Here is a 20,742-nt window from a genome sequence, read left to right as displayed (position 1 = left end):
AGCAGGAGGCGCGAGAGGGCCACGCCCCGCTCCATGGGCAGGCTAGTCTCGAGGGGGTGAGAGGCCGGTGAGCGGGCGCGTCGCCACTCACCGCGGCTGTCAGGCAGGAATGAGCGTCCGGATCATATGTTCGACATACGCGTCGAACTCTTCGTGGCTGATCCGCGGCAGGCCGAGCGTGAAATTCAATTGCAGGAAGCCGACATACGCCGCGTAGGTCAGGCGGGCCCGATTGAGCGCTTCGGTCTGCGGCAGACCCGCCTGGGTATAAGCAGTGTGCAGGAACTCCATGCGGCGCTGCGAGACGCGTGCCATGACTGGCACCACCTGCGGGTGGTCCAGCGCCTTGAGCAGGGCGGCATAAACACGATGTGGCTTCAATTCGTGGGCGACCCGGCGGAACAGTTCAGGCAGCCGTTCGCGTGGGTTGGGAATCGCTTCGATCTGGTTGATCACTTCGCGTTCGCCGTACTGTTCCCATCGCTCCAGCGCGGCTTGCAGCAAGGCTTCGCGCGTGCGGAAGTGCCAGTAGAAGCTGCCCTTGGTGACGCCCAGCTGGCGGGCCAGAGCTTCGACAGCGACGGCGCCGACGCCTTGATCGGCGATCAGGTTAAGGGCGGCGTCTTCCCAATCTTCCGCCGACAGGCGGCTGCGTTCGGTCTTGTTACTGGCATTCATCGTGGCATGGTACCCCAGTCCGGAGCTTTGCAAGGGCAGTGGAGGGTAAGTGACTGAATAAACGGCCGGCTTCGGAATGGGGTCACCAGTTGACGATCCTTTCCGGGCGACCCATACTCGTCCGTATGGTAACGCTTGCGCCCCTGGACCGCCAGATCGAGACCGTCGTCATGCGCGACGGGCTGCCGCTTTGTACCGAACTGTTCCACGCCCGTGGAGCGCCGACATTGTTGTTTGCGCATGGCTTCGGCCAGACCCGCGGCGCCTGGAACGGAGCGGCCCAGACCTTGGCCGCGCAGGGGTGCCGTTGCGTGACATTCGATGCGCGCGGTCATGGGGAAAGCGGTCGAGTGGCTGGCGGTGCCTATCACATGGAGCAATTCATCGACGATCTGGCGGCATTGGCCAAGCGCCAGCCGGAACGGCCGATCCTGGTGGGCGCATCGATGGGCGGCCTGTTGGGCTTGGCGGTGGCAGGCGAGTTCGACGTTTCGCTGTTTCGCGCCCTCGTATTGGTGGACATTACACCGCGCTGGGAGTCGGCCGGTGTCGAGCGCATCCTGGCGTTCATGCAGGCGCATCCGGACGGGTTTGCCGACTACGCTGAAGCTGCCGAGCAAATTGCCTTGTATCTGCCGCAACGCCGCGAGCGCAAGACCGAAGAGCAATTGCGACCGTTGCTGCGCGAAGGTGCCGATGGGCGCTTGCGCTGGCACTGGGATCCAGCCTTGTTGGGCGGACTGGTCAACGAAAGCGAGCGGTATCAGCCCCGCCTGATGGCCGCCGCGGCACGAGTGCGCGTGCCGGTGCTGCTGCTTTCGGGCGGACGTAGCGACGTGGTCTCGCGCGATACCGTCGACGAATTTCTGCAATCGGTGCCGCAGGCGCGGCACGTGGAACTGCCGCAGGCCACGCATATGCTGGCCGGCGATGCGAACGACGCATTCACGCGGGAAATCGCAGCCTTCCTGCGTGACCTGGAATCGCCTGGCGCCCGGCGGGGCGCCGGTGTAACACAAGAGTGAGGTAACGGAGATGTCTATTCTATTGACTGTGCTGGCGGCGCTTATCGCGACGGGTGCCTGCGCTTATCACCGCAGCAGCCTGCGTACGTGGGCCATCGTCACCATGCTCGCGACGCTGATCGTCGGCGTACTGACACAGGCGCCATGGACGACGGCGATTCTGCTGATCGTCGAAGCATTGATCGCCGTACCGCTACTGATGGTCGGCTTCCGCCGCCGCAAGATCAGCGCACCGCTGCTCAAGCTGTTCGCCAAGGTCACGCCCAAGCTGTCGGCTACCGAGCAGACGGCGCTGGAAGCCGGTACGGTTGGCTTCGAGGGCGAACTCTTCTCCGGCAAGCCGGACTGGCATGAGTTGCTCAAGCAGCCCAAACCGGAGCTCAGCGTCGAAGAACAGGCCTTCATGGACGGCCCGGTAGAACAACTTTGCGGCATGATCGATGATTGGCAGATCACCCACGAGTTGGGCGACCTGCCGCCGGAAGTCTGGGAGTTCGTCAAGAAGAACAAATTCTTCGGCATGATCATCCCCAAGCAATACGGTGGCTTGGGTTTCTCGGCGCTGGCACATTCGGCGGTGCTGCAGAAGCTTTCCACGGTGTCGGCCACGCTTTCCTCCACTGTCGCTGTGCCCAACTCGCTTGGCCCTGCGGAACTCTTGCTGCACTACGGTAGCGACGAGCAGAAGAACTACTACCTGCCGCGCCTGGCTGTGGGTGAAGAGATTCCCTGTTTTGCGCTGACAGGCCCCTATGCCGGCTCGGATGCCACGTCGATTCCCGATTACGGCATCGTTTGCAAACAGGTCGTCGACGGTGTGGAAACGCTTGGGGTGCGTCTGACCTTCGATAAGCGCTATATCACGCTTGCACCGATCGCGACGGTCGTCGGTCTGGCGTTCCGCTTATACGATCCGGATAAGCTGCTTGGCGATACCGAGGACCTGGGTATCACGCTGGCCCTGCTGCCACGCTCGACGCCGGGCCTGGAAATCGGTCGTCGCCACTATCCGCTGAACATCCCGTTCCAGAATGGTCCGGTCCAGGGTAAAGATGTGTTCGCGCCGATGAGCACCCTGATCGGCGGCGCCAAGATGGCCGGTCACGGCTGGCGCATGCTGGTCGAATGCCTGTCGGTCGGGCGCGCCATCTCGCTGCCCTCCAATGCCACCGGTGCCATTCGCATGTCGGCCGCCGCCACGGGTGCCTACGCACGCATGCGCAAGCAGTTCGGCTTGGCAGTTGCCCGTTTCGAAGGCGTTGAAGAAGCACTGGCGCGTATCGGCGGCCTGGCTTATGCCACTGCAGCCTTGTCGCGTGCAACGGCCGCAGCGGTCGATCGTGGGGAGAAGCCGGCGGTGCCATCGGCGATCGCCAAGTATCACGCGACCGAATGGGCGCGCATCGTGGCTGGCGACACCATGGACGTGCATGGTGGCAAGGGCGTGCAGCTCGGCCCGAAGAACTACGCCGGTCGTGGCTGGCAGTGCGTGCCGATCGCGATCACCGTGGAAGGCGCCAATATCATGACGCGCAGCCTGATGATCTTCGGCCAGGGCGCGATCCGCTGCCATCCTTATGTGCTGAAGGAAATGCAGGCCCTGCAGATCGCCGATTACGGCGAACGTCTGAAGACTTTCGACAAGGCCCTGTTCGGTCATCTGGGCTTTGGCATTTCCAATGCGGTGCGGTCCTTCACGCTGGGCATTACCGGGGCGCGTATCGGCGACTCCGCGGGCGATGCCTACGTTCGCCGTTACTACCGCAAGCTCAACCGATATTCGGCAGCATTGGCATTGTGCGCCGACACCTTCATGGGCGTGCTGGGCGGCAAGCTGAAGTTCAAGGAAAAGCTCTCCGCGCGATTGGGCGATGTGCTGAGCTTCCTGTATATCGCCAGCGCCATGCTCAAGCGTTATGAGGATAGCGGTCGTCCCGAGGCCGATCGTCCGCTGCTGGCCTGGGCGTTCCATGAGTGCATGTGGCGCACGCAGGCTGCGCTGGACGGTGCGATCCGCAACTTCCCGGTACGCCCCGTGGCCTGGCTGCTGCGCGTTCTGGTGTTCCCGCTCGGCCGTCGCGAAGTGCCGCCGTCGGATCGACTCGGCCGCCGTGTGGCCGCGATCATTACTGCGCCGGGCGAGGCGCGCGATCGCCTGCTGCAATGGACTTACATGACCCCGACTGCCAACAACGTGGTCGGCCGCATGAATGCATTGCTGCCCGACGTCATTGCTGCAGAGCCGGTCGAGCGTAAGTTCGCCAAGGCGCAGAAGGCGGGCCAGCTCAAGGCACACGACTATATGGGGCAGCTTATCGAAGCAAAGCAGACTGGCGTCATAACCGATGCCGAATTCGACCTGCTCAAGCGTGTGCGTGAGGGCGTGTTCGAATTCATCTCGGTGGACGATTTCGATCCGCAGGAATTGCGCGCCGCTTACGTGCGTGGTGAAGAAAAGAAGAGCGGGAAGCTCGCCGACGCGGCGTAAGCTCCCACAGCAATCGCCGATTGCCTCCTCCCCTGTTTACCGGGGAGGGTCGGGGTGGGGTAAGTGCTTGCGTCGATCTCCATGTTGTTAACCAACGATGTGCAGCTTCCCGCAAGCGTTCACCCCGTCCCGGCTTTCCCCTGCAAGCAGGGCGAGGGGCATGGTTCTCCAAGAGCGAAATTTGATAGCGAGCACTCCCTGCCTCGATATGATCGAAGCCGAGTCAAGCCAATGGAGTGCGCGCTTACATCCTATGACCTCGATATCGTAGCTTTACGTATGTCGTTCATTCTCGATGCCAAGTTTTTTTTGGGGTTGATTGCAGCGAGAAAACATGGACAGTTTTAAAAAATATCGATAAGGAAAATTAATATGCAAATTGGAAGTGCAGCCCCCTCGGTTCAGCAGGGCGGATTTATCGAAGGCATGCAAGCGTTTGCCAAGCAACGTGCTTCGAACATCGCTAATAACTTGAAGGATGCATACAATAATCCGCTGAAGTTTGCCGGCAACCTGCTAATTAATGCGGGGAAGGGTACGATATTTCTCGCAAGCTTTCCCGTCGCCCTGGTTGCCGCGGAAAATGAAGCGCAAGACGCCTTGGGCGGTAGCGATGTAAGTTTTAGGCATTCCGCCATAATCGGTGCCTATATGCGTTATGGAGCTAACACGAGGACAACCACCGCAACGGTAAGGCAGTTAAATGCGAACGAGACTGTGAGCGAAGAGCTGCCTGGCTTCGGTAACTGCAATCCGGGCGTCGTGGATGAATTTTCCATCGCGCGAGGGAACGGGAGTTCCGGCGCGCCCGTGACCTGGCGTCAAGAAGGGCGTGAAATGACTGCGTATATCGGCCCTGACTATAACGGACGGAAAGTTTGTACATCGTTGCTAAACTATAGGCCGTCGCCGGAATGCCAGGTGACCAACAAACAGGTCCTCTGCGTCAAAGGCGAGGACCAGCCAGTGCTATTGGCAGGTGTCGGTGCAGCCGCTTTGTATGCTGGAGGCGCGGTGCTGGCAGGTGGCATATTAGTCAAAGCGGGCCTGTGTATAAAAGGTGAATCAGCTCAGGCCCATCAAAAGGTACCTCAGGTCGATCAAGTGTGACCTGGCGCTTGCCCATGGCGTGCTCGACGTGAATCAGATGCCCTTTCCCCCGGTTTCGCCGGGGAAGAGGGGACTCAGGTGAGTGGCCTTCAAACTGCCATGACACAACGATTTTTGCCGCCGTCCTTCGCTTGATACAGGGCGCGATCGGCGATCTGGATCAACGCCTCGTCGCTGCCATGTTCGCCATCGTGGTAAGCGATGCCAATGCTGGCACTCACATGCGCCACAAACTCGCCGTTGCGCCCCTGCAGCGGATAGGGCCTGGCCAGCCATGCGCCGACCTCCTTGCATCGGTCGAGCAAGGCCGCCGTATCGTTGATATCCTCCAGGATCATCGCAAATTCGTCGCCGCCCAGGCGTGCGACGGAGTCGTTGACGCGCACGTGCTGACGCAATCGCTCGGCGATCGCCACCAGCAAGGCGTCGCCGGCGGGATGGCCGTGTTGATCGTTGACCTGCTTGAACCCATCGATATCGAGCAGCGCGAGGGCGAAGCCGGTGCCGTGCCGCGGCGCGCGGGCGATGGCGGTTCGCAGCCGATCGTGGAACAACGTGCGATTCGGCAACCCGGTAAGCATGTCGTGTGTCGCCTGGTGGCGTACTTGTGCTTCTGCGCGCTGACGCTCAGCCACTTCGTCGACGAGTTGCCGATTACGTGCCGAAAGCTCGTCCATCGCCTGTTGCAACTGCGCGCGAGCGCTGTACAAGTCCAGGAAGACACGCACTTTCGATTGCAGGATCGCATCGTTGACCGGCTTGGCGATGTAGTCGACGGCACCGAACCGGTAACCCTTCAGCCGGTTGAGGTCATCGGCGTAGGCAGCTGTGACGAAGATGATCGGCGTGTCGCGCATATGGTCGGTTTCGGCCAGTAGCTGGGCGACTTCGAAACCGTCCATATCGGGCATGTTCACATCGAGCAGGATCAGGGCGAAGCGATGGTCCAGGCAAAGCGCCAGCGCCTGGTTGCCGCTGTTGGCTTCGATCAGTTCGGCGCCGCAGTTGGCGAGCAGGCGGCGCATGGCTACCAGGTTGGCCGGGGTGTCGTCGACAACAAGAATCTTCGGGAGCATGGAATTAGCGAATACAGAGTCGGTTGAGCAAAGGGGCGAGGTCGTTCAGGGGGACGCAGTAATCGGCGCCGGCGATGTCGAGACCGGCTTGTGGCATCGTCGCAACCTCGGCGTCGCCGGGGTCTTGCACGATCGCTACGCCGCCCTGGCGCCGGATGTCGGCCAATCCTCGCGCACCGTCCTGGTTGGCGCCCGTCAACAACACGCCGATCAGCGTGTCGCGATAAGCATCGGCAGCCGAGGTGAACAGCACGTCGATGGAAGGCCGGCAGAAATTCACTTTAGGGTCGACCGATAGCGCAAAGCGTGCGTCATGTTCGACCAGCAAGTGATAACCGCTGGGGGCGACCTGGACGACACCGACGTGCGCTGGCTCGCGCTCGGCCGCTTCGATCACCGGCAGGCGGCTATGGCGCGAAAGCAGTTCGCACAGCAGTTCCACATCGCTGGAACCGGTGTGAGCGCAGATTATCACCGTTGCCGGAAGGGCGGTATCGAGTTCGGCCAGCAGGCGTTCCAGCGCATTGAGCCCGCCCGCCGAGCAACCGATCACGATGGCGCGCGGCTCGCTCATCCGTTCTTGTGTCCCAGCTGATAAAGACGAAGCTTTGCATCTACAGGCGTGAAATCTCGCGTCGATGGAGCGAAATCGATACTTTCGCGGCTGCCAAGGCAAAGGAAGCCTCCACGGCGCAAGCTATCGCGAAACAGCGCAAGCGCACGATCTTGCAAGCCATCGCCGAAGTAGATCAGCACATTGCGGCAAAGCACCAGATGCGCTTCGCAGAAGACGTCGTCGGTGACCAGGTTGTGATTGGCGAAGATCACGTTGCGGCGCAATCGCTGGTCAAGCTTGATCAGCTCGTAGCGAGCGCTGTAGTAATCGGCCAGCGAATGTTCTCCGCCTGCGGCCGAGTAGTTTCGCGACCACAGTTGCGCTTCGCGAGCGGGGTAGATGGCTTCCTGGGCTTGCCATAACGCCGCGTCGTTGAAATCGGTGGCATAAAGCTGGCAGCGATCGTAAAGCCCGGCCTCTTCCAGCAGGATCGCCAGCGAATACACTTCCTGCCCGTGCGCGCAGCCGGCCAGCCAGATATTGATCTGCGGATAAGAGGCCAGGACAGGAAAAATCCGCTCGCGCATGGCGCGGAAGACCGGCGGATCGCGAAACATCTCCGAGACAGGCACCGACAGGCCTTCCAGCACCACCGACATGAAACCAGGCTCGTAAAGTACGCGTTCGATCAGGCCGCTGACCGTGCGCAGACCTTGAGCGTGTGACAACTGCACGATGCGCCGTTTCAGCGATGCCGGGGCGTACTGACTGAAATCGTAACCATGGCGCAGTTGCAGGGCGCGCAGGAATAGCTCGATCTCGATGTCGTCCGGTGCGGCCGTCATATCATGGCTCAGCGGTGCAACCACACGCGCAACATCGAAGATAATTTATCGATGTCGATAGGCTTGGACAGGTAGTCGTTGGCACCTACTTCCAGGCATTTCTCCCGATCGCCGCGCATGGCTTTGGCCGTCAACGCAATGACCGGCAGGTCGCCGTACTTCGGCTGCGCACGTATGGCCTTGATGGTCTCGTAGCCGTCCATGACGGGCATCATGATGTCGGTAAGGACGAGCTCGATCGTGGAGTCTTCCTCGAGCGCCTTGAGCGCTTTCTGGCCGTCCTGCGCCATGGCCACGGACAGTCCCCATTCGCGCAGCACTTTCGACAAAGCGAACAGGTTGCGCATATCGTCGTCGACCAGCAGGACTTTCCGGCCACGCAGCTCGTCATCCAGGGAGCTGCGCTGGCTTGCCGCTGCTGCGTGCCTGCGCTCATGCCGGACGCTGTGCAGGAACAGGCTGACCTCGTCCAGCAATCGCTCCGGCGCCCGTGCGCCCTTGACCACGATGCTGTCGGTGTACCGACGCAATTTGAGATTCTCTTCGCGGCTCAGGTCGCGGCCGGAATAGATCACTACCGGCGGAACGTGGCCGCGGCTGGATAATTGTTCAAGCAGTTCCATGCCGGACATGCCCGGCAGTCCCAGATCGAGCACCACGCAGTCGTAGTTTGCCTCGGCGAGACATTCCAGTGCTTGCTCGGCGCTGGAGGCTTCGTCGATGGTGACGCCGTCATTGTTGAGCAGGGTGCGCACGGCGGCGCGGGAATCGTTGTCGTCGTCGACGATCAACAGGTGTCGCGTACCGCCTTCGGCGAAATGCATCAGGCGCTCGAAGGCGCCGTTGATCGCCTCTCGGCTGACCGGCTTGGTGAGGAAGCCTACGGCGCCCAGTTCGCGTCCGCGGTGCGCTTCGTCCACGGCAGAAATGAAGTGGACCGGGATATGGCGGGTAGCGTTATCGCTCTTGAGCCGCTCGATGACGGTCCAGCCATCCATGCCCGGCAGCATCACATCGAGCAGGATGCCGGCTGGCTTGAAGCGCTGCGACAACTGCAGGGCCGCTTCTCCTTCGGCTGCGGCAAGCACCCGATAACCTTTGCGGTGGACCATGTCGGCAAGGATCCGCGCAAAAATCGGGTCGTCCTCCACGATGAGGATGACCTTGTCGTCGGGTGTGAGATCTTCGCGATCGTCTTCGATCGCCTCGGGGAGCAAGGCGTGTGTCACCGGGGCGCGCGTGTAGCTCGCCTCGGATGCTGCCTGGTCTTTCTCGGGGGCTGACGCACCCGCTTCCGTGGCTTCGGGTAGCAGCAGGGTGAAGGTGCTGCCGTGTCCTTCCTGGCTGCGCAGGTCGATGATGCCTCCGAGCAGTTCGACAATGCGTGCGGAGATCGCCAGGCCAAGCCCGGTGCCGCCATATTGGCGGCTCGTACCGGAATCGACCTGCTCGAACGCGTTGAATATCTTCTGGAACTTGTCGGCAGGAATGCCGATGCCGGTGTCGCTGACCGCGATGGCGATCGCCGGGCGCCCGATGAGTTTGCCAGGCAGGGCCAACTCAGCGGAAGGGCGCCCGATGCGTACGCTGACGGCACCCTGGTGTGTGAATTTGAACGCGTTGCCGATCAAGTTGGTGAGGACCTGTTCCAGCTTGGTCGAATCGGTGCGGATGATATCCGGCAAGCCAGGCGCGATTTCCACGTTGAAGCTGACGCGTTTTTCCTGGGCGACGTGATCGAAGGTGCGCTTGAGCGTGCGGCTGAGACTCGATAGGGGGAACTCGGCGATATCCAGCTCCATCTTGCCGGCCTCGATCTTGGATAGATCGAGAATGTCGTTGATAAGGCGAAGCAGATTGCTGCCCGAATCGTGGATGATTCTTGCCGACTCCACTTGCTCTTCGTTGAGGTTGTCCTCGCGATTTTCGGACAGGCTGCGGGAAAGAATCAGCAGGCTGTTCAGGGGGGTCCGCAGTTCGTGCGACATATTGGCGAGGAACTCGGATTTGTATTGACTCGCCCGCGCCAACTCTTCGGCCTTGTGCTGTGTCTCCCGCTGCAGGCCTTCGAGCACGCGCTTCTGCTCGTTCAGGGTCTCGGTTTTTTCGCGAAGCTCCTCGTTGGAGGCTTGCAGTTCTTCGGTCTGCACGCGGAGTTCTTCTTCCGAAGCGATCAGCCGTTGCGACTGTTCTTCCAGTTCGGCGGTCTTGGCTTGCAGTGCGTCATGGCTGTCGCGCAGCACCTCTTTTTGCTGGCGCATCACCAGCTCTGAAGTGCGCAGGTCGTCGGCCTGTTCCTGGGTTTGTTCGAGCAGCGCCTGGGTACGAATGGCGCGAGTGAGATTCTCCTGAGTCAGACCCGCGATCGGCAACAATTCGTCGAGTAGCTGGCGATGCAGCGGCTGGAGTGGCGCAAAGCTGGCCAACTCCAGCACACCGCAGATTGCGTCGCGCACCATGACCGGCAAAATAACGATCACATGAGGCAGGGCCTCGCCGCTGCCGGAGTGGATGCGCACATAATTGGCCGGGACCTGCTCCAGCACGATCGCCTTGCGCTCCTCGGCACACTGCCCGACCAGCCCTTCGCCGGGGACGTAGCTCTCCGGCCCCTGCCAGGACTGACGCAATCCATAGCTGCCGAGCAAGTCGAGCTGTTGACGATCCTGATCGTAGAGGTAATAGATCGCCAGGCCGGCATTGACCAGCGGTGCGACCGATGAGGTCAGGGCGAGCCCGAAATCGCGGTGTGTGATCGCTTGCTGCAGTCGGCCGGCGATATCGGAGACCTGCGTTTTCAACCAGGTCTGTCCCTGTGTCTCGACAGCCATCTGCTTGAACACTTGCAGGGCGCGCGAGAGCTCACCGATCTCATCGCGGCGCGCCAGGTGACGGACCTCGAAATTGCCATCGCGATTGGACAGCTGCGTCATCATATTGGTCGTGCGGCGCAGTGGACGAGTGATAAGCCGATAGGTCAGGCTGATGATCAGCAGGCCCAGCAGCACGCCGAGCAGGGCGAACGCCGCGCTGCTTGCGCGGGTAGTGAACAGTGCGTCGCCCAGCGCGGCATCGCGCGACGAAAGCAGTTCGTTTTCCGTACGCGCCATCTGGTCGAGCTGGGCATAGCCGTCTTCCATGCGTACGGTGCGGTGCGCGACGTAATCGTTGCGGATGCGCTGCAGCTGCAGCAAGGCCTTGCCCGGATCCGATTCGCTCAGTTTGCTGACAGGGTCGACGGCATACAGCGTGACCTCGCGCTGCCATTGCGCCAGCAAGGTTTCGATGCGGTCGATGCGGGTCTGCTGTACCGGATTGTCTGCGGTGAGCTTGCGCAAGCTTGCCAATTCAGCGGTGGCTTCGGACAGCCCATTGCGATAGTTGTGCAGTTCGTCGTCGCGCTGGTTGAGCATGTACCCACGCACGCCGACTTGGCTGGCCTGCATTGCCATGCGTACTTGGTTCAGTTGCAGCAGGACGCTATAGGTATGGGTATACCAGCCACGGCTTTGATCCTGCTTGTGCAAGGTGGTGAGCGTCACCACGCTGGCCAGCAGGAACAGCCCGACCAGCAGGCCAATGGCTAACAGAATTTTCCGCTGGATAGGTTGATCGGCCAGCCATGTTTCTTTCCTGGAATCGGAAGCCATGCGGATCGTCTTTGGTTTTTCGAGCGAGGGGCGTTCCAGCGTACCGTTTCGTCTCGGGTGCGACAGCAGCCATTCCGCTTGGCTGCCGGTGAATATTCAGTGACGACGCCAGCTTGGCGCCACAAAAGACCGCTTTCTCCGGGCAATACATACCAGGGCGACGGTAAATAGCGAACAGGTCAGCAGCGCCACCACCGAGGCTTCGGCACCGAAGACGCCACCGCTCAGCCACGCCGGGCCGGTACGGTAGGACACCAGCCAGCCGTTCGCATCGGTGCCGGAAACGGGAATACCGAACACCGTGCCCTGCATCACGTTCCAGGCAGCATGCAGTCCGACACAAGCCCAGAGCGATCGGGTGACGTGATACAGCATTCCCAGCATCAGGCCGGCTTCGATGGCGATCGCCGCCGAACTCCAAAGCGTGGCCCCTGGATTGAAAATGTGCGCTGCGCCGAAAAACAGCGCGGAGACGATCAAGGCCGCACCGGTGCCGAGACCTTCCTCGACAATCCGGAACAGCACGCCTCGACTGATGATTTCCTCATACAAGCCGGCGCCCAAGCCGACGCTGAGCACCGCGGGCAGCCAATCCACGTTCGGTTGGGTGCCGCTGACGTGGTACACCCCAAGCAGCCAGAGCAGTCCTGTCACGACGCTGAAGAGGGCCGCTCCGGCGAGCAGGCCAAGACCGCCCCAGGCAGGTAGTGTGCGCAGGGAGAGCTCCGTGGCCGGTCGGCGTTCGATCAGCCGCACCAGCAGCAGATAGGCGATCAACGACGTGAGCCATTGCCCCAGGGCGTGGGCCAGGGCGCGCTCCAGCGGTGACGATTTGGGGCTGCCGAAGCCCGCCATGACCATGGCGCCATGCACGGCAAAGGTCAGGATCAGGATCGCGACGATAAAGAACACGATCCGCGCGACAGGAGAAAACACCATCCAGCGTTGCCAGTCCGGTGCCGTTGCGGGCGTCGTGAAGGCCAGTTCGTCGCGCTGCATGGGTTCCCCTTGCGATTGTCTCAGGCGGCCAGATTAGCGCAGGTTTCAAACCTCGACCGAGGTCGCATGCTCACGGGTGGCGGAGAACCGCACGTCGGGCCAGCGTTCCTGCGCCAGTTGCAGATTGACCCGCGACGGCGCCAGGTAGACCAGTTCGCCGGCAGCGTCGATGCCAAGATTCAGTGCGTTCTTTTCGCGGAACTCGGCGAGCTTCTTCGGATCGTCGCAATGGATCCAGCGCGCAGTGACAACACCGACAGTGTCGAAGCTGGCGTCGACGTTGTATTCGTCCTTCAGCCGGTACGCCACCACGTCGAACTGCAGCACGCCGACCGCGCCCAGGATCAGGTCGTTGCTCATCAGGGGCCGGAAGAACTGGGTGGCGCCTTCCTCGGAAAGCTGGGCCAGCCCTTTCTGCAGGGCTTTCATCTTCAGCGGGTCGCGCAGGCGGGCGCGGCGGAACAGTTCGGGGGCAAAGTTGGGAATGCCGGTGAAGCTGATCGGCTCGCCCTCTGAGAAGGTATCGCCAATGCCGATGGTGCCGTGGTTGTGCAGGCCGATCACGTCCCCGGGGTAGGCCGATTCGACGATTTCACGATCGCTGGCCATGAAAGTCAGCGCATTGGCGATACGTACTTCCTTGTTGGTGCGCGTCTGCACCATCTTCATGCCGGCAGTATAGGTGCCCGAGCACACACGCATGAAGGCGATGCGATCGCGGTGGGCCGGGTCCATATTGGCTTGGATCTTGAACACGAAGCCAGTGAGCTTGTCCTCGTCGGGGACCACCGTACGGCTCAGCGTGGCGCGCGAGCGGGGCGAAGGCGCATGTTCGACGAAAAAATCCAGCAACAGCTGAACTCCGAAATTGTTTACCGCCGAGCCGAAGAATACCGGCGTCTGTTTGCCCGCCAGGTACAGCTCCAGATCGAAAGGATTGGAGGCGCCTTGCACGAGTTCCAGTTCGTCGCGCAGGTCTGCCAGGGCTTGTGCGCCGATCTTCTCTTCCAGGCCCGGAGCATCCAGTCCCTTGAAGATGGTCGAATCCTGGCGGGTGAAGTTCTTGCCGGGCTCGAATACATGCACTTCGTCCAGCAGCATGTGATACACGCCCTTCAGTCGTTGACCCATGCCGATCGGCCAGGTCAGCGGAGCGCAGGCGATGCCCAGCACGGACTCGACTTCATCGAGCAGCTCGATCGGCGAACGGCCTTCGCGGTCCAGCTTGTTGATGAAGGTCATGATCGGCGTGTCGCGCAGACGGCACACCTCCATCAGTTTGATCGTGCGTTCTTCCACGCCTTTGGCGCAGTCGATCACCATCAAGGCCGAGTCGACCGCGGTCAGCACGCGGTAAGTGTCTTCGGAGAAGTCCGCGTGGCCCGGGGTGTCGAGCAGATTGACGATGCGGCCCTCATAGGGGAACTGCATCACCGACGAAGTCACCGAGATGCCGCGCTCCTTCTCGAGCGCCATCCAGTCCGAGGTGGCGTGGCGAGCGGCCTTGCGGCCCTTTACCGAGCCGGCCATCTGGATCGCGCCGCCGAACAGCAGCAGCTTTTCCGTCAGCGTGGTCTTGCCCGCGTCAGGGTGACTGACGATCGCAAAGGTGCGGCGGCGGAGGGTTTCGTCGAGATGGGTGGACATGAGGTCTGGCGGGCGGTCATATGCAAACCGCCAATGATACCAGCGCCCCGGCTGGCGAGGCCGCTTATGCGCTGGGGGCTACATCCGCACGGCCTGGCCGCCCTCGGCCCGCCGATAAGGCGGCCGGTAAGCCGCGACACGCCCTTCGGCGCTGGCCGCGTAGGCCTGCACCTGGGCGCGGCGCTCTTCCAGGCCGCTAACGGAGCAGCAGGTCCTCGAAGAATGCCCCGTACGGCTCAGTCGGATGCGCAATCTGGATCTCCAGAATCCACAGTCCAGAGGACGGTGTGGCATCCAGTTCGCCAAGATCGCCAGCCTTATGAATCGAATGTGGAAAATCGCTAACCCGATGACCTTTGATCTCATGATTGAGCCGCCACCCCATCGTCTCAGCTTGCTGTTCGGCAAACGCGTAAAGCGCCTGCCCACTGATGCCATCCCTGCGCCACGTATCGGCGACGATCCTAAACAGTTCGCGTGCTGCGTCCGCACAAGCTTGATGCTCGGGGGCGCGACCCATCACGAAGGTATCGCCGACATCGCCCTCATGGCCTTCGAACACCAGGCCCAGGTCGATGAAATAAATGTCGTTTTCGCCTAGCCGTATATTCGGCTCGGAGCGTTCGCGGTAGGTCTTGGTGGTATTGGCGCCGATGCGGATTACGATCGGATGCCACAGTCGTTCCATGCCCAGGCTGCGAAAGACCTCCGCCGCCTCGATCTTCGCCTCTGCTTCACTGATGCCTGGACGCATCCGCTGGCGGATACCGTGCAGCGCTGCCCACGAGAGTTCGCGTGCGCGGTGCATCCGCGCCGGATCGAAACCTTGCCCTACTGTTTCCTTTTGAATCTTTACTGCGTTCAATGACCTACATCCTTATCGATGAGCTGAATCCACGGCCTGCGTCCTTTTGCCGCGCCGTCGAGTCCAAGCCTGCCACTTCAGCCTCCGGCATGCATGCGGCGGAGCACCATGCCGTTGTCACCAGCGCCTGAACGGCGCCAGGTCGCAGTCAAGGGAGTGAGGAGCCAAGCCTGCGTTGGCTTCCGCTATTGCCTCACTTTTCTCCGCTCGCTCCTTTCAAAGGAGTCGATCGGCGCAGCAAGCATCAGATAAACAGCAGGGCCAGCCCGATCGCTGCGGGTAATGCCTGTACCAGCAGGATTTTGCGGCTGGCCGTGAAGCCGCCGTAGATGCCGGCGATCAATACGCAGCCCAGGAAGAACATCGCCACGTCCACACGCTGCGTGGCCAGGGCCCAGACCAGGCCTGCCGCTAGGAAGCCGTTATAGAGCCCCTGATTGGCTGCAAGCGTCTTCGACTGGGCGGCGAATTCTGCGCTAAGGCCGAAGGCGCGCCGTCCGGCCGGCTTGTCCCACAGGAACATTTCCAGCACCAGGAAGTAGACGTGCAACAAGGCAACGAGGGCGATAACGATGCTGGCAGCCAGAGACATGGACGAGGTCGCTCGAAGGATGGTGAGGCAAGGATGACGCCAGGGCGTCCTCAGCGGATAGAGGGGAGACCGGGGGCTATCCGGGGAACGCTTGGCGCAACCAGCCGGGCACCGGTATTCCCTTGGCATCCAGAAATCCGGGATTGAACAACTTCGCCTGATAACGCGTACCGCCATCGGCCAGTACGGTTACCACGGTATGCCCCGGACCCAGCTCCCGCGCCAGGCGGATCGCACCGGCCACATTGACGCCGCTGGAGCCTCCCACGCACCAGCCTTCTTCGTGCAGTAGCCGATGAGCGAGCGGCACGGATTCGTCATCCGGGATGGACCAGGCCAGGTCGATCGGTGCGCCGTCGAAATTGGCGGTAATGCGACTAGAGCCGATGCCTTCGCTGATCGAATGACCGCTGGCGACCAGTTCGCCGGTCGTGATGAAGCTGGCCAGCGCCGAGCCGGTGGGGTCGGCCAGCGCAATGCGCACGCTGCTCTTGCGGCGCTTGAGGGCTCGGCCCACGCCGGCCAGGGTACCGCCGGTGCCCGCGGCGCAGACAAAGCCATCGACCTGGCCAGCTGTCTCCTCCCAGATTTCCAAGCCAGTGGTGATTTCGTGGAAGTCGCGGTTGGCGGTGTTGTCGAACTGGTTGGCGAACCAGGCGCTGCCTGGCTCGTCCCGATTCATGGCTTCGGCCTGGGCGCGTGCATGATGGGCGTAGTGATTGGGGTCTTTGTAGGGCACGGCAGGCACCAATCTCACTTCGGCGCCGGTCAGGCGCAGAGCGTCGATCTTTTCCCGGCTCTGCGTATCGGGCATGAAAATCAGCGTCTTGTAGCCGCGGCTCGCGCCGATGAGGCCCAGCCCGATGCCCGTATTGCCAGCCGTGCCCTCGACGATGGTGCCGCCGGGCTGGAGCAGCCCGCGTCGTTCGGCGTCGAGGACCAAGCCTAGCGCCGTGCGGTCCTTGATCGAGCCGCCGGGATTGAGGAACTCGGCTTTCGCAAGAATATGGCAGCCGGTCAGCTCGGAAGGGCCACGCAGCCGCAGCAACGGTGTGTGGCCTACGGCGTCGGGGAAGTCGGAACGAATACTCATAGGTGCGGGCAAAGGTCGGAAGTTTGGACAGCTTACCGGGATGGTCGAGTACAGGGCGACTGCTTTGTAGGCGAGTAGCGATGGCGCGATAGCCGGACACTGCGGGTCGACGGGGACTTGCTCCCGTGGCATTTCGGGTTGCCTCGGGCGCTCGAACTTGCGCTCTCGCCAATCGCCCCGGCAAGAATCGTTACAGGCGAAACGATGATTCAAGCAGATATCCATCTAGACGTCTAAACGTCTATTGACAGCTTCACGCAGGCTGACTAAAGTCGTCCGCACTCATCGAGACCGGCTGAGGGACAGGCCCTTTGAAGCCGGGGCAACCTGCAGGATGTTCTGCAACGGTGCCAACTCCTGCGGAGGCGTTCCAGGAAACGCTGCCGAGAGATGGGGTAGATCCATTGCCGTGCGTCGAGCGCGGCCATGGCTTCGAACCTCTCCGGTACCGCGGAAGCGATGTCCAACCGGAGAGCGTTCCAGATGCCCAGCCAAGCCAGCCCCGTGCCGCCAGCCTTCGCCGCCCCGTTTCCCGTGGCCGCGCGCGGCGATCTCACGTCCCAGCGCTGCACCCGGCGCGTGACGCTGACCCCCAAGTACGGTGCGGCCTGTGAAGTCGACGTGCGCTATCTGTGGTGTGGGGCGCCCGATGCGCCGACCATCGTCGTGCAGGGCGGTATCTCTGCCGACCGTGACGCAGTGACTTTCGACGGGCAGGCGCCCGGCTGGTGGCAGGATTTCATCGGGGCAGGAAACACCATCGATCTGGACCGTTACCGCGTGTTGTCGATCGACTGGCTGACCGGTGCGGATCTGGGCGGTGCGCAGGCCGTGTCCAGCGAAGATCAGGCCGATGCGCTGGCGGCGCTGGTCGAGGCCTTGGGCATCGGTCGCGTCTATGCCTTCGTCGGTTATTCCTACGGCGGCATGACAGGCTTGGCTTATGCCGCCCGCCACCCGTATGCGCTCGACAGGCTGGTACTGCTCGGCAGCGCGCACCGACCCCATCCGCTGGCTACTGCGCAGCGGGCCGTGCAGCGCGGCATCGTACGCCTCGGCGCCGAAAGCGGCCAACCGGAACAGGCGCTGGCGCTGGCGCGTCAGCTGGCCATGACCACCTATCGTGGCAGCGAAGAGTTCGTTCGCCGCTTCGCCACCGCGCCGGAATACCGCGACGGGCGCTTCCATTTCCCGGTCGAAGATTATCTGGAGCAAGCCGGTCGCCGCTTCGTGCAGCGTTTCGATATCGAACGTTACCTGGCCCTGTCCGAATCGATCGACCTGCATGACGTACGTCCAGAGCAAGTGCCTACACCGACCACCCTGATCGGCACGCCATCGGATCGATTAGTCCCGCTTTCGGACTTGTGCGAATTGCAGCGCCGTCTGCGCGGTCCCTCCGCGCTGGAAGTGATCGATTCGCCTTATGGGCACGACGCTTTTCTCAAAGAATCCGAACGCCTCGCGCCGCTGTTGCGCGATGCCTTGGCCTGAACATCTACGCATCCGGCAAGAGACATGATCATGAGCGACACCACCGCCCCCTGTACCCGCGCCGTGCGCGCCGGGATCGAATCGGACACGCAGCACGGCGCCGTCGTACCGGCCCTGCACCTGTCGACGAACTACAGCTTCGCTGGGCTAGGACAGAAGCGTGCCTACGATTATTCGCGCAGCGGCAATCCCACGCGCGACCTGCTGGGCGAAGCGCTCGCCGATCTGGAGCAGGGTGTCGGAGCGGTTGTCACCAGTAGCGGAATGTCTGCGGTCGCCCTGGCGCTGGAGCTGGTCCCTGCCGGTGCCACAGTGGTGGCTGCGCACGACTGCTACGGCGGTACGTGGCGTCTGCTCGATGCCTGGGCGAAGAAAGGACGCTTCCATCTGCGCTTTGCCGATCTCACCGACAGTCATGCTTTGGCGACGGCGTTGACCGACAAGCCCGCCTTGGTCTGGGTGGAGACGCCGTCCAATCCTTTGTTGCGCATCACCGATATTCGTCATGTTGCACAGGCTGCGCACGCGGTCGGTGCGCTGGTCGTGGTCGATAACACGTTCCTTTCGCCTGCGCTGCAGCAACCTCTGGCGCTCGGTGCCGACGTAGTCGTGCATTCGACGACCAAGTACATCAACGGTCATAGCGATGTTGTCGGCGGTGCCGTCGTGGCACGTGACGCGGCGGTGGCCGAACAGCTGAAATGGTGGGGTAACTGCAACGGCCTGACCGGCGCTCCATTCGACAGCTTTCTGACCTTGCGTGGCCTGCGTACACTCAATGTGCGTCTGCGCCAGCACCAGGAGAATGCACAGCGTATTGCCGCGCTGCTCGATAGCCATGAGGCGGTGCGCAAGGTGTACTACCCCGGTCTGGAGAGTCATGAAGGACATGCGTTGGCTGCGCGTCAACAGACGGGTTTCGGCGCCATGCTCAGCGTGGAGCTGGAAGGCGATTTCGCGCAGATCGAGGCCTTCGTCAATGGCCTGCGCCATTTCACCCTGGCCGAATCGCTGGGCGGTGTCGAAAGCCTCGTGGCGCATCCCGCCTCGATGACGCATGCTGCCATGGCGCCGGAAGCGCGCCGCGCGGCGGGTATCGCCGATACCTTGATTCGCCTTTCGGTCGGTATCGAAGACGGTGACGATCTGTTGCGCGACCTCGAGCAAGGATTGGCGCGCGCGCTGGCTATCGCCGCACACGAGGACAAACGCCGGGTGAGTGCATGAGTGCCTTGCCGTCCTTGGAGTCGGCAACGCAGCCATCTCTCGTGGCGCCACGCGAGGTGGCCATCGTCTTGTTGGGCACCGGCGTGGTCGGCGGCGCTTTCCTGAAATTACTGTGCACCCCAGCCGGAGCGCGCTTGCGGCTGGTGGGTGCGGCCAACTCGCGCAGGCAGCAGACCGAGCCCGCGCAACTGGCCGCGCGCGATCTGCGCGAACGTCTCAAGCAGACGGGAGCCGCACGCGACGATGCCACCCTGCTGGCGACGCTCGATGCGAATCCCGCCGACATCAAAGTGGTGATCGACGCCACCGCATCGGCTGAGTTGGCTGCGCGTCACGTCGAATGGCTGGCCCGTGGCTACCATGTAGTCACCGCGAACAAATCGCTGGCAGGTGGTCAGTTGAGCGGTTGGCGCGCGTTGCAGGCGGCTCGCGCGGGCGGTGCGTGCTACGGCGACGCGGCGACAGTCGGCGCGGGGCTACCGGTCATTTCCACGCTGCGGCGCCTGCGCCAATGCGGCGACGGCTTGCTGACGCTCGAAGGCGTATTTTCCGGTTCGCTTTCGTACCTGTTCAACCAATATGACGGTAGCCGTCCGTTCTCGGCCTTGCTGCGCGAGGCGCGCAAGCTCGGTTATACGGAGCCCGATCCACGCGCGGATCTTTCCGGCGAGGACGTTGCGCGCAAGCTTTTGATCCTGGCGCGTAACGCAGGATTTGCCTTGGGTGCGGACGAAGTAGCGGTGGAAAGCCTGGTGCCCGAATCGCTACGCGGCATCGACACGGAGCAATTCCTCGAGCGCTTGGAAGAACTCGATGCACCATTGGCGGCTCGCCACGAGGAAGCCCGCTCGCGTGGTCAGGTATTGCGCTTCCTGGCGCGCTTGAATCAGCGAGGACGAGCTCGCGTGGGCCTGGTCGAAGTGCCAGCTACTCATCCGGCTGCACGCCTCTATGGCACGGACAATCAGTTTGCATTGACGACGACGCGCTACAACACGCAGCCGCTGGTGATCCAGGGGCCGGGAGCTGGGCCGGAGGTGACGGCACAGGCTTTGTTGGGGGATGTCTTGGCGCTTGGTTGATCTAACCTGAGCTGGAATTTTGTATAAAGGGGGGCAAGGTAGCCTTGTGTAAGCCTTTGTTGTACTTAGGTTGTTCTCGTGGAGGCGCCGCGTCGCGCCCAAGTTGCTCGTAAATTCATGCGACCCCTGCCGGTGTCAGGTAAAAATATTTTCGTCTACCCCTAAACTTTTTTCGAAAATCCGGGATAAGGCTTTATATAGGGGCACCATTTCGGTGCCCCTTCGCATTGATGCGGAGAGCCAAACGATGGTCGCAGTGATCTCGGGTAACGGTCTGGGTCTGGGCAACACCTCGCTGACGCAACTGGGAGGTGC

At 62.0% G+C, this 20,742-nt stretch carries 16 protein-coding genes and 1 riboswitch; of the genes, 6 read left to right on the top strand and 10 right to left on the bottom strand.

The window, feature by feature from the left end:
* Window positions 1-99 precede the first annotated feature (99 nt).
* On the bottom strand, window positions 100-678 hold the full coding sequence (locus VIM98_RS03320; protein WP_331991670.1) for a helix-turn-helix domain-containing protein: 579 nt from the start codon (window positions 676-678) through the stop codon (window positions 100-102).
* A 125-nt stretch (window positions 679-803) separates the two neighbouring features.
* Here VIM98_RS03320 and VIM98_RS03315 point away from each other — a divergent pair, with 125 nt between their 5' ends.
* The 3 genes from VIM98_RS03315 to VIM98_RS03305 all read left to right on the top strand — a co-directional run bounded on the left by VIM98_RS03315 (window position 804) and on the right by VIM98_RS03305 (window position 5,301).
* The gene (locus tag VIM98_RS03315; RefSeq protein ID WP_414650184.1) at window positions 804-1,703 is read left to right on the top strand and encodes an alpha/beta fold hydrolase; all 900 of its coding nucleotides are present in this window, start codon (window positions 804-806) and stop codon (window positions 1,701-1,703) included.
* Between the two features lie 10 nt (window positions 1,704-1,713).
* On the top strand, window positions 1,714-4,191 hold the full coding sequence (locus VIM98_RS03310) for an acyl-CoA dehydrogenase (RefSeq protein WP_331991669.1): 2,478 nt from the start codon (window positions 1,714-1,716) through the stop codon (window positions 4,189-4,191).
* A gap of 372 nt (window positions 4,192-4,563) precedes the next feature.
* Window positions 4,564-5,301, top strand: a complete 738-nt coding sequence (locus tag VIM98_RS03305) for a hypothetical protein (protein ID WP_331991668.1) — start codon at window positions 4,564-4,566, stop codon at window positions 5,299-5,301.
* Window positions 5,302-5,390: 89 nt separating this feature from the next.
* On the opposite strand, the gene VIM98_RS03300 is transcribed toward VIM98_RS03305, so the two are convergent.
* The 9 genes from VIM98_RS03300 to VIM98_RS03260 form a co-directional block, all read right to left on the bottom strand.
* On the bottom strand, window positions 5,391-6,377 hold the full coding sequence (locus VIM98_RS03300; protein ID WP_331991667.1) for a diguanylate cyclase domain-containing protein: 987 nt from the start codon (window positions 6,375-6,377) through the stop codon (window positions 5,391-5,393).
* A gap of 4 nt (window positions 6,378-6,381) precedes the next feature.
* Window positions 6,382-6,951 carry a chemotaxis protein CheB gene (locus VIM98_RS03295; RefSeq protein WP_331991666.1) on the bottom strand — a complete coding sequence of 190 codons (570 nt, stop codon included), beginning with the start codon at window positions 6,949-6,951 and terminating at the stop codon, window positions 6,382-6,384.
* Window positions 6,948-7,778, bottom strand: a complete 831-nt coding sequence (locus VIM98_RS03290) for a CheR family methyltransferase (RefSeq protein WP_331991665.1) — start codon at window positions 7,776-7,778, stop codon at window positions 6,948-6,950. Before VIM98_RS03290 ends, VIM98_RS03295 begins: the two co-directional genes overlap by 4 nt.
* Before the next feature lie 8 nt (window positions 7,779-7,786).
* Window positions 7,787-11,428, bottom strand: coding sequence for a response regulator (locus VIM98_RS03285; RefSeq protein ID WP_331991664.1), 3,642 nt, complete (start codon window positions 11,426-11,428; stop codon window positions 7,787-7,789).
* A 96-nt stretch (window positions 11,429-11,524) separates the two neighbouring features.
* On the bottom strand, window positions 11,525-12,427 hold the full coding sequence (locus tag VIM98_RS03280) for a type II CAAX endopeptidase family protein (protein WP_331991663.1): 903 nt from the start codon (window positions 12,425-12,427) through the stop codon (window positions 11,525-11,527).
* Window positions 12,428-12,472: 45 nt separating this feature from the next.
* Window positions 12,473-14,074 (bottom strand): peptide chain release factor 3, encoded by a 1,602-nt coding sequence (locus VIM98_RS03275; RefSeq protein ID WP_331991662.1) that lies wholly within the window; start codon window positions 14,072-14,074, stop codon window positions 12,473-12,475.
* Between the two features lie 196 nt (window positions 14,075-14,270).
* Window positions 14,271-14,939 carry a M24 family metallopeptidase gene (locus VIM98_RS03270; RefSeq protein ID WP_331991661.1) on the bottom strand — a complete coding sequence of 223 codons (669 nt, stop codon included), beginning with the start codon at window positions 14,937-14,939 and terminating at the stop codon, window positions 14,271-14,273.
* A gap of 244 nt (window positions 14,940-15,183) precedes the next feature.
* Window positions 15,184-15,531: a DUF1304 domain-containing protein gene (locus VIM98_RS03265; protein ID WP_345786293.1), complete on the bottom strand. Its 348-nt coding sequence runs from the start codon at window positions 15,529-15,531 to the stop codon at window positions 15,184-15,186.
* A 76-nt stretch (window positions 15,532-15,607) separates the two neighbouring features.
* A complete protein-coding gene (locus VIM98_RS03260) occupies window positions 15,608-16,624 on the bottom strand; it encodes a cysteine synthase A (RefSeq protein ID WP_331991660.1) in 1,017 nt (338 codons plus the stop codon).
* A gap of 279 nt (window positions 16,625-16,903) precedes the next feature.
* A riboswitch (SAM riboswitch) is annotated at window positions 16,904-17,021 on the top strand.
* Between the two features lie 86 nt (window positions 17,022-17,107).
* On the opposite strand from VIM98_RS03260, the gene metX reads away from it, so the two are divergent.
* The 3 genes from metX to VIM98_RS03245 are packed head-to-tail and all read left to right on the top strand — an operon-like array spanning window position 17,108 to window position 20,427.
* Complete coding sequence (gene metX, locus VIM98_RS03255; protein ID WP_331991680.1) at window positions 17,108-18,118, top strand: homoserine O-succinyltransferase MetX; 1,011 nt, start codon at window positions 17,108-17,110, stop codon at window positions 18,116-18,118.
* A gap of 30 nt (window positions 18,119-18,148) precedes the next feature.
* Window positions 18,149-19,345 (top strand): cystathionine gamma-synthase, encoded by a 1,197-nt coding sequence (metB, locus tag VIM98_RS03250; RefSeq protein ID WP_414650183.1) that lies wholly within the window; start codon window positions 18,149-18,151, stop codon window positions 19,343-19,345.
* Complete coding sequence (locus tag VIM98_RS03245) at window positions 19,342-20,427, top strand: homoserine dehydrogenase (protein ID WP_331991658.1); 1,086 nt, start codon at window positions 19,342-19,344, stop codon at window positions 20,425-20,427. The genes metB and VIM98_RS03245 overlap by 4 nt, the downstream gene beginning before the upstream one ends.
* The last annotated feature ends 315 nt before the right edge of the window (window positions 20,428-20,742 follow it).

Origin of the sequence: Dyella sp. (genome assembly GCF_036568765.1) — a bacterium.
In the GTDB taxonomy this organism is placed as follows: domain Bacteria; phylum Pseudomonadota; class Gammaproteobacteria; order Xanthomonadales; family Rhodanobacteraceae; genus GSA-30.
The sequence above is the reverse complement of the archived record's forward strand: the minus strand, read 5'-3'. Positions and strand labels throughout refer to the sequence as shown.

Bases quoted from the DNA above. Each gene is read 5' to 3' on its own strand.
- VIM98_RS03280 (WP_331991663.1), bottom strand. From the start codon at position 12,427: ATGCAGCGCGACGAACTGGCCTTCACGACGCCCGCAACGGCACCGGAC.
- VIM98_RS03285 (WP_331991664.1), bottom strand. From the start codon at position 11,428: ATGGCTTCCGATTCCAGGAAAGAAACATGGCTGGCCGATCAACCTATC.
- metB (WP_414650183.1), top strand. From the start codon at position 18,149: ATGAGCGACACCACCGCCCCCTGTACCCGCGCCGTGCGCGCCGGGATC.
- VIM98_RS03295 (WP_331991666.1), bottom strand. From the start codon at position 6,951: ATGAGCGAGCCGCGCGCCATCGTGATCGGTTGCTCGGCGGGCGGGCTC.
- VIM98_RS03305 (WP_331991668.1), top strand. From the start codon at position 4,564: ATGCAAATTGGAAGTGCAGCCCCCTCGGTTCAGCAGGGCGGATTTATC.
- VIM98_RS03300 (WP_331991667.1), bottom strand. From the start codon at position 6,377: ATGCTCCCGAAGATTCTTGTTGTCGACGACACCCCGGCCAACCTGGTA.
- metX (WP_331991680.1), top strand. From the start codon at position 17,108: ATGCCCAGCCAAGCCAGCCCCGTGCCGCCAGCCTTCGCCGCCCCGTTT.
- VIM98_RS03310 (WP_331991669.1), top strand. From the start codon at position 1,714: ATGTCTATTCTATTGACTGTGCTGGCGGCGCTTATCGCGACGGGTGCC.
- VIM98_RS03320 (WP_331991670.1), bottom strand. From the start codon at position 678: ATGAATGCCAGTAACAAGACCGAACGCAGCCGCCTGTCGGCGGAAGAT.
- VIM98_RS03260 (WP_331991660.1), bottom strand. From the start codon at position 16,624: ATGAGTATTCGTTCCGACTTCCCCGACGCCGTAGGCCACACACCGTTG.
- VIM98_RS03275 (WP_331991662.1), bottom strand. From the start codon at position 14,074: ATGTCCACCCATCTCGACGAAACCCTCCGCCGCCGCACCTTTGCGATC.
- VIM98_RS03265 (WP_345786293.1), bottom strand. From the start codon at position 15,531: ATGTCTCTGGCTGCCAGCATCGTTATCGCCCTCGTTGCCTTGTTGCAC.
- VIM98_RS03245 (WP_331991658.1), top strand. From the start codon at position 19,342: ATGAGTGCCTTGCCGTCCTTGGAGTCGGCAACGCAGCCATCTCTCGTG.
- VIM98_RS03315 (WP_414650184.1), top strand. From the start codon at position 804: ATGGTAACGCTTGCGCCCCTGGACCGCCAGATCGAGACCGTCGTCATG.
- VIM98_RS03290 (WP_331991665.1), bottom strand. From the start codon at position 7,778: ATGACGGCCGCACCGGACGACATCGAGATCGAGCTATTCCTGCGCGCC.